Genomic DNA, 7,080 nt, shown 5'->3' with positions numbered 1-7,080 from the left:
TACTCACTCTCGGCGTTGCTTTCATTTGTAATAGCCCGCTATTACTGCATAAAAGCGCCTTGATATTGAGCAAAATATCATCATTGGATTGTACGTATTTTTGTTTTCAAAACATTTTCTATTCCAAAACCCTTATCCAAACCTGAGGTTAATTATAAACGCGACAACTGCGTTGTTTCGACGCTAGAATACGGTTTAGTCCGAGTTATAAAAAGTAAGCACAATTTGGTTAGGTAGGTACCTAGTGGTATATATTTATGATAAATAAAGATAAAAAAATTGAACGAATTATTGGTCCCGCGCAATCAGCCCGAATGGTCGAGACCATTGTGGGCTGCAAATGGTCTTTGACGGTTTATCAGTTACTGGCACAAGGGGTCAATCGCCCGGGAGAAATGGTGAGAGTCACAGAGGGGTTATCTACCAAAGTATTGAATCAATGCCTAAAACGTAATATTGAATTTGGCTTGTTAGAAAAGTTGAGTTACCCAGAGATCCCACCTCGCGTTGAATACACCATAACTGATCTCGGATATAAGTTGTTGTCGATACTTGACTCGTTAACTCAGTTACAAGAAGAAATTAATAAATCAAAATAGTGTATATATCCTATTGCATACGTATTCAATAGGATATAAATAATTCATGCTCTACATTGTTATCGGTTTGTAAATGAAAATTCGACGACAAAAGAGCCAATTATGACAACATTACTCAGAACACGATTACCTCAGAATATTCGATCAAGGGCGGCAAAGTATCTCTTTGTTAGTGGTGCAACACTAATGAATCTTTCGGGTGCTGCCGCAGCTCAACCGACAACATTTGTGCATTTATTTGAATGGTCTTGGCCTGATATTGCCCATGAATGTGAGGCATTTTTAGGACCCAATGGATACGCTGCGGTACAGGTTTCACCGCCTAATGAACACATTGTGGGCGATACTTGGTGGACGCGCTATCAACCAGTCAGTTATCAACTACAAAGCCGAGGAGGAAATGAACAGCAATTTAAAGATATGGTACAGCGTTGTAAACGGGCGGGTGTTGATATTTATGTCGATGCTGTGATCAATCATATGGCGGCAGGAAGTGGTCAGGGCGTTGCAGGGTCAACGTTTTCTTATAAGCATTTCCCTATGTACAGTGAGCAAGACTTTCATAGCACCTGTGCAATTAACGGGTCAGACTACGGCAATAATGCATGGCGGGTACAGCATTGTGAATTAGTGGGGTTAGCCGACCTTGATACGGATTCAACGTATGTACAATCTCAACTGTCAGGGTATTTAAATCGTTTAGTGGATACGGGAGTCGCTGGATTTAGGCTAGATGCGAGTAAGCATATGCCTGCATCTGATATTGCCTCTATCTTAGCGAATGTAACAGGGACTCCTCTGGTATTTCAAGAAGTTATTGACCAAGGCTTTGAAGCCGTCGGCGCGCGTGAGTACTTCAACAATGGTCTGGTAACTGAGTTTAAATATACCACAAAGCTTGGAGAGACATTTAAAAGTGGTAAGTTGGCATGGCTAAGTAATTTTGGTGAGCCATGGGGCCTGATGCCAAGCGATAAAGCAGTGGTGTTTATCGATAATCATGATAATCAAAGAGGGCATGGAGGCGCGGGCAATGTCGTAACGTATGCCGATGGTCGACTGTATGATTTAGCCAATGTGTTTATGCTTGCTTTTCCATATGGCTATCCGAAAGTAATGTCGAGTTTCGAATTTAATGGTGATACAGATGCGGGGGCACCTAGTCTTTCAGTGCATCAGAACGGCCAACTGAATTGTACTGCACAGCAGTGGCAATGTGAGCATCGAAATCCCTATATTTCAGGCGCTGTTGCGTTTAGAAATAACACGGTGAGTGCTTGGCACGTAAATCATTGGTGGGACAATGGTGCCAACCAAATTGCTTTTTCTCGCGGGGATCAAGGTTTTGTAGCGATTAATCGAGAAAACAATATATTACGAGCGGCTTTACAAACAGGCCTTGAGCCAGGTGTTTATTGCGATACGTTAACGGGTAAACTCAGTGATGATAAGTCTTATTGTACGGGTGAGCAATTACGAGTAAATGAAAATGGTTTCGCTGAGATTGCCGTGGCGCCTATGAGTGCATTGGCTGTTCATCATCAGGCTAAATTAGAACAGGATCAGGCACCTACTACTAAGCAGCGGACTGTCATATTCATTCAAGCAAACACCTCATCAGGGCAAGATCTGTTTATTCGAGGAGGGATTGACCATAATTATGCGCGTGAGCTGGGCACAGACTGTGGCGTCGACCCGTTTGCTTGCGCGCTGAGTATGACGCACAATAACCTTAATAATCCTACGACAAAAGGCTGGAAAGCAGGGGATAGCCATTTAGATTGGGGCGGTGTTCAGGCTGAGCAGGGGGCTGGTGCACAAGGGACTCCACTTGATTGGACGACAAATGATTGGCCACGCAGTTGGGGGGCTGAGCGTACAGTTGCCAAAGACGGTTTTGGTGTTAGCCCTTTAAATACGTTTGGCGCGCATTACTGGATGTTAGATGTACAACTTGACTGTGAGCAAACCGTAAATGGGTGGTTTGAGGTAAAAGCATTCATCAAAAATGGCCAAGGATGGGAAAATGACATCACACAAGCTCAAGCGCCTTACCCGAGCAATAATCATTTTGCACAATGCGGTAAGATAAATATATTTGAGTTCGGTAAAAATTCAGCACAGTACGAACGCTTTTAAAATTGCCACCGTCGGCATAACGAATTTGTTATGCCGATTCATGTTATAAAAAGCTATTTGGCTTCTTTTTTGCACAATTGGATAAGTAAAGAGTCTGGCACTTTTTTGGTCGAGTGTGCGTACACGTTTTGTTGCATAAAGGGGCGGACATGGCGAGTGACCCAAGGGATATCAACAATTTTCACATACTTTTTTAGGGAATCTTCTAAGCCATATGAATAGAGAAATGTACTTTTTTCTAATGCGTAGGCAACGCGGTTAAATTGAACTTGGCTTGGTGCCATTTTAGCATTCACGACAGCTTCCATGATTAAATAGTGGTAAAAGTAGTGATAGTTTTCGACTTTTAGATCGAAGATGCTTTGTTTCACAGAGTTGTGATAACGCCAAAACTGCCTATACTTCCTTTGTAAAACGAGGCTGTCTAATAAATTCAGCCCAGACCTAACTGCATCTTCTGAGGTGCCTTTTAAACTGTCATCTCTAAATAGCTTAATAAATTGCCGCTGCGCGAGTTCGTGTTTACCGGCTTTTAAATTGAGCGTTGCTATTTTTTGCTGTATACGGCGTTTGGCCTGTTCCTCAGTGGCAAGGCGCTGTGCCTGTTTTAGTGAATCAGCCGCGTTATTATATAACCCTAATTTGCGCTGTGGCGAATACATGTTTAGCAGCAATTGAACACGTACTTTTTGATTGTCAGCAGCATAGCCCATGGCACATTGATAAGCCGAGATCGCTTTTTCATATAATTCATTCTTTCTGTATAAAATACCTAAGCCATTCAATACTTTAGCATGGCGAGTATTCGATATGTTATCCCAGCGTTTATCAATAAGTAATAATCCTGAGGCTACAGCTGTAATTGGGTCATTAATTTTGACTGACGTACTAAATATGTTGGTATGTAATTCAAGTGCGCCAGCACTGGCGGGCAGGTGTTTATATTTTTGAAATTGCTTTGCAGTAAAATGTGGATCACTGGCTGCGAGCTTAATAAACTCTTTGGGATTAGGGAACTCTGCAGCGGTGGTCAAAACAGCTATAAAATACAACGATGATATGAGCAACGCTAAACACTCCCAATAAAACTCGATTTTATTTTATTGTGCATTAGTAAATAAACACCACAATTAAGTTTTTATTAAACATATCTTAAAAAGGTCGTGGGCACTTTGATAGTATGCAGTATGATTTTTGCAACATTCTGAATAGAGTATAGATTATGTGGATAAAAAACCAAGCATTGGATGGCAATTACGTCAGATTAGAGCCTCTTATGATGCTACATGTTAGTGCCTTGCAAGAAGCGGTGAAAGATGGTGAATATTGGCGGCTTTGGTACGCCAGTGTCCCAAAGCCTGATGATATTTCAGACTATGTGGCAAAGGCAATAGAGCAAGCTAAACAGGGCGAGGTCGCTTATGCGGTGATTGATAAACGGATCAATACGGTAGTTGGAACCACCCGTTACTATAATGTTGATGGGCCAAACAAGCGGGCAGCGATAGGGTACACTTGGTATGCAAACTCAGTGCGCCGTAGCCCTATCAATACAGAATCTAAATTATTGTTGCTAAGCAACTTATTTGAAAGTTGCGATGCTGTTGCGGTTGAGTTCAATACCCACTTCTTTAATCAAACCTCAAGAGCTGCCATAGAGCGTTTAGGCGCGAAGTTAGACGGTATATTACGAGCGCATAAAATTATGAAAGATGGCTCTTTACGAGATACGGCGGTGTATTCCATCATTGCCAGTGAGTGGCCTACGGTCCGTAATAACCTTGAATATAAGTTATATGAGCACGCATAATACGGACGCGCATTTATGTTAGGCTCTTGTGAAAATGTGTTCAAACAGATAATTTATTGAACACATAACGGGAACTTGCCGACATAGTCAAAGTCTACTCAAAAAGTTAAGGACTAACAGATTGAGGATTGAATGAAAGCAGCTCTATTATCTTTTGTTTTACTATCATTTTTATTAGCAACACCTGTGCTCGCGAACGAAGTTGAAAAGCAGCAATTACTGCGCAAATTAAAGCAACAGATCACACAACTGTATGTGATGCAAAAGAATATCCCTACCATTATTGACGGCTTGTCTCAGTTTGAAAACTCTCAAGCGTTCAAACAAGCAAAAGATGTATCAGCGCTATTGCCTGTATTAAATGAAACACTGGCTGAATTCGACAAGCACCTTAGTGTTTCAAAGATTGAATCACAGTCGGGTAAACACCGTAGAACAGCGAAGCCTTACGAACCTTGGTTTGCCAAGCTTGAACGTAAAAACTTTGGATTTAATCACGTTGAGATATTACCTGGAAATGTAGGGATATTGGCTTTTTGGGGCTTTTCTAATGTGACAGAGCAGAGTAAACAAAAAGTACAAGCGCTTATGACACTGTTAGACGGTGTTGATAGTTTGATCATTGATTTACGAGAGAACGGTGGTGGTGATGCGGCGATGGTTCAGCTTATTAGTAGTTACTTTTTAGATAAGCGCACTCATTTAAATAGTTTTTACTCGCGCGATACTGGCAAAACGAGCGAGTACTGGACGGTGCCAATTGAAGGTGAAAAACATGCCACATTGCCGATTTATATTCTAACCAGTAATGCGACATTTTCTGCCGCTGAGGAATTTACATACAACTTTAAGCATTTACAAAGAGCCACCATTATAGGCGAAAAAACCAAAGGAGGGGCTAACCCATGGCGCTTTGTAAATCTTACTAATAATGTACGCGTTGCTATGCCGGTATCTATGGCCATCAACCCCATTACTGAGACTAATTGGGAAGGCGTAGGTGTTAAGCCTCATCATACCATCCCCGCGAGTCAAGCATTATCGTATGCGCATCAAATGGCATTGCAAGAGCTAGCAAAGACTAAGACCAATATTCATGATTTGCATGATATAAAATCAGCGTTAAGCGATGTAAATACGATACTTAAATAAGGTGCATTATGTTTCCATTAGAGGTGTTTTTAGCGTTCACAGTGGCTTGTATGGTACTTGTTTGCTCTCCTGGGCCTGATAATTTACTGGCTATCGGCAGAGGGCTGAGCCAAGGGAAGCGTGCAGCCTTGGTGTCTGGTTCTGCATCGGGGACTGGTATTTTGTTTCATGTATTGGCAGCGACGCTCGGGTTAACGGTTTTATTGCAAACTTCAACGCTGGCATTTTACATCGTTAAAACAATCGGTGCTGCGTATTTGATCTGGCTTGGGGTTAAGGTGCTTTGCAGTAAAGGGTTGTTTACGCTTAACCCTGTTGCTCGCCAACCATTGAGCGCTATATTTTTAACTGGGTTTTTATCCGCGGCGCTTAACCCGAAACCTGGGTTATTTGTTTTGGCATTTATTCCACAGTTTGTTAACCCTGAGTTAGGCTCAGTCACAGCCCAAATGGTTGGGTACGGCGTATGGTTTGCTTTTTTGACTGCACTTGGCTTTACGCTTATGGGTGGATTTGCTTCTCGGTTAAGCCAATGGTTACACACAAAGCCCCATTTTGTCGATAAGCTGAATATTGGCGCTGGGTTAACCTTTGTTTCATCAGGTTTGGCTGTGGCTTTGATGCCACAAAAGTAACTCTTTGTGTATTGGCTCTTGAATTAGCGGCATTTATCACTATTTATAACTTATGATACAGCGAGTGACTTCGGGACTTGCAAAAATAGTGATAAGCTTTGCTTTATCTCCTGACTTTCAAAAAGGTAGTTTAATGAACCCAATCCTAGCAATTTTAAAAGAACATAATATCAGCGACGCTCAGATAAGCGAGCTGTTCCAAACGTTAACAGAAAACCCTTTAATGGCAATGGGCGTGGTGTCACAGCTAGGGATCCCACAAGACAAACTGCAACAACTTATGGGCCTAGTCATGCAAAATCCTGCACTGATTAAAGAAGCTGTGGAAGAGCTTGGCTTAGACTTTTCAAAGGTAGAAGAAGCCAAAGCCAAGTTAAAGCAATAAACCCTGCCTCAAGGCTGTGAGTCATTGCCAGTTTTATGGCTTTGACTTGTAGCAGTGTATTCTCTTTATTTTAGACCTCTTGTTTTAGCCAAATGATCACCTAGCCGTCGTAGATCCATCGTTAAGTGTCGCGGCATGATATTGAGCCCCCTCATATTGTCTACAAGTGATAACGACATCTACTCATTAGATAAGATACATTTCTCTGGATACAGCTTTGACCGTTTCTTGTTATGACATGGTGTGCAGGGTTAAATAGAAGTATTGCCGTTTAATATATTAAGCATTTGTACACTGGGTGAATCACTAGAGCCTCACTGAGTATAAAAAAGCCAGCAAGTTGCTTAATGCCGATCAGAT

The 7,080-nt window shown here is 41.8% G+C and carries 7 protein-coding genes; 6 read left to right on the top strand and 1 reads right to left on the bottom strand.

Annotated features, from left to right (window positions below):
- Window positions 1-257 precede the first annotated feature (257 nt).
- Window positions 258-599, top strand: coding sequence for a winged helix-turn-helix transcriptional regulator (locus CWC18_RS20390; protein WP_138593833.1), 342 nt, complete (start codon window positions 258-260; stop codon window positions 597-599).
- Window positions 600-701: 102 nt separating this feature from the next.
- Entirely contained in the window at window positions 702-2,738 is a 2,037-nt protein-coding gene (locus tag CWC18_RS20385; RefSeq protein ID WP_138593832.1) for an alpha-amylase, read from the top strand.
- Window positions 2,739-2,791: 53 nt separating this feature from the next.
- Here the strand turns inward: CWC18_RS20385 and CWC18_RS20380 are convergent, their stop codons facing one another.
- A complete protein-coding gene (locus tag CWC18_RS20380) occupies window positions 2,792-3,805 on the bottom strand; it encodes a hypothetical protein (protein ID WP_138593781.1) in 1,014 nt (337 codons plus the stop codon).
- A 155-nt stretch (window positions 3,806-3,960) separates the two neighbouring features.
- On the opposite strand from CWC18_RS20380, the gene CWC18_RS20375 reads away from it, so the two are divergent.
- The 4 genes from CWC18_RS20375 to CWC18_RS20360 all read left to right on the top strand — a co-directional run bounded on the left by CWC18_RS20375 (window position 3,961) and on the right by CWC18_RS20360 (window position 6,720).
- A complete protein-coding gene (locus CWC18_RS20375; RefSeq protein WP_138676014.1) occupies window positions 3,961-4,548 on the top strand; it encodes a GNAT family N-acetyltransferase in 588 nt (195 codons plus the stop codon).
- Window positions 4,549-4,680: 132 nt separating this feature from the next.
- Complete coding sequence (locus tag CWC18_RS20370) at window positions 4,681-5,700, top strand: S41 family peptidase (protein WP_138593783.1); 1,020 nt, start codon at window positions 4,681-4,683, stop codon at window positions 5,698-5,700.
- A gap of 8 nt (window positions 5,701-5,708) precedes the next feature.
- Window positions 5,709-6,335 carry a LysE family translocator gene (locus CWC18_RS20365; protein ID WP_138593784.1) on the top strand — a complete coding sequence of 209 codons (627 nt, stop codon included), beginning with the start codon at window positions 5,709-5,711 and terminating at the stop codon, window positions 6,333-6,335.
- A 133-nt stretch (window positions 6,336-6,468) separates the two neighbouring features.
- Window positions 6,469-6,720 carry a DUF2999 family protein gene (locus CWC18_RS20360; protein ID WP_010365755.1) on the top strand — a complete coding sequence of 84 codons (252 nt, stop codon included), beginning with the start codon at window positions 6,469-6,471 and terminating at the stop codon, window positions 6,718-6,720.
- Window positions 6,721-7,080: the final 360 nt, after the last annotated feature.

Origin of the sequence: Pseudoalteromonas aurantia (genome assembly GCF_005886875.1) — a bacterium.
Classification (GTDB): Bacteria; Pseudomonadota; Gammaproteobacteria; order Enterobacterales; family Alteromonadaceae; genus Pseudoalteromonas; species Pseudoalteromonas aurantia_A.
The sequence above is the reverse complement of the archived record's forward strand: the minus strand, read 5'-3'. Positions and strand labels throughout refer to the sequence as shown.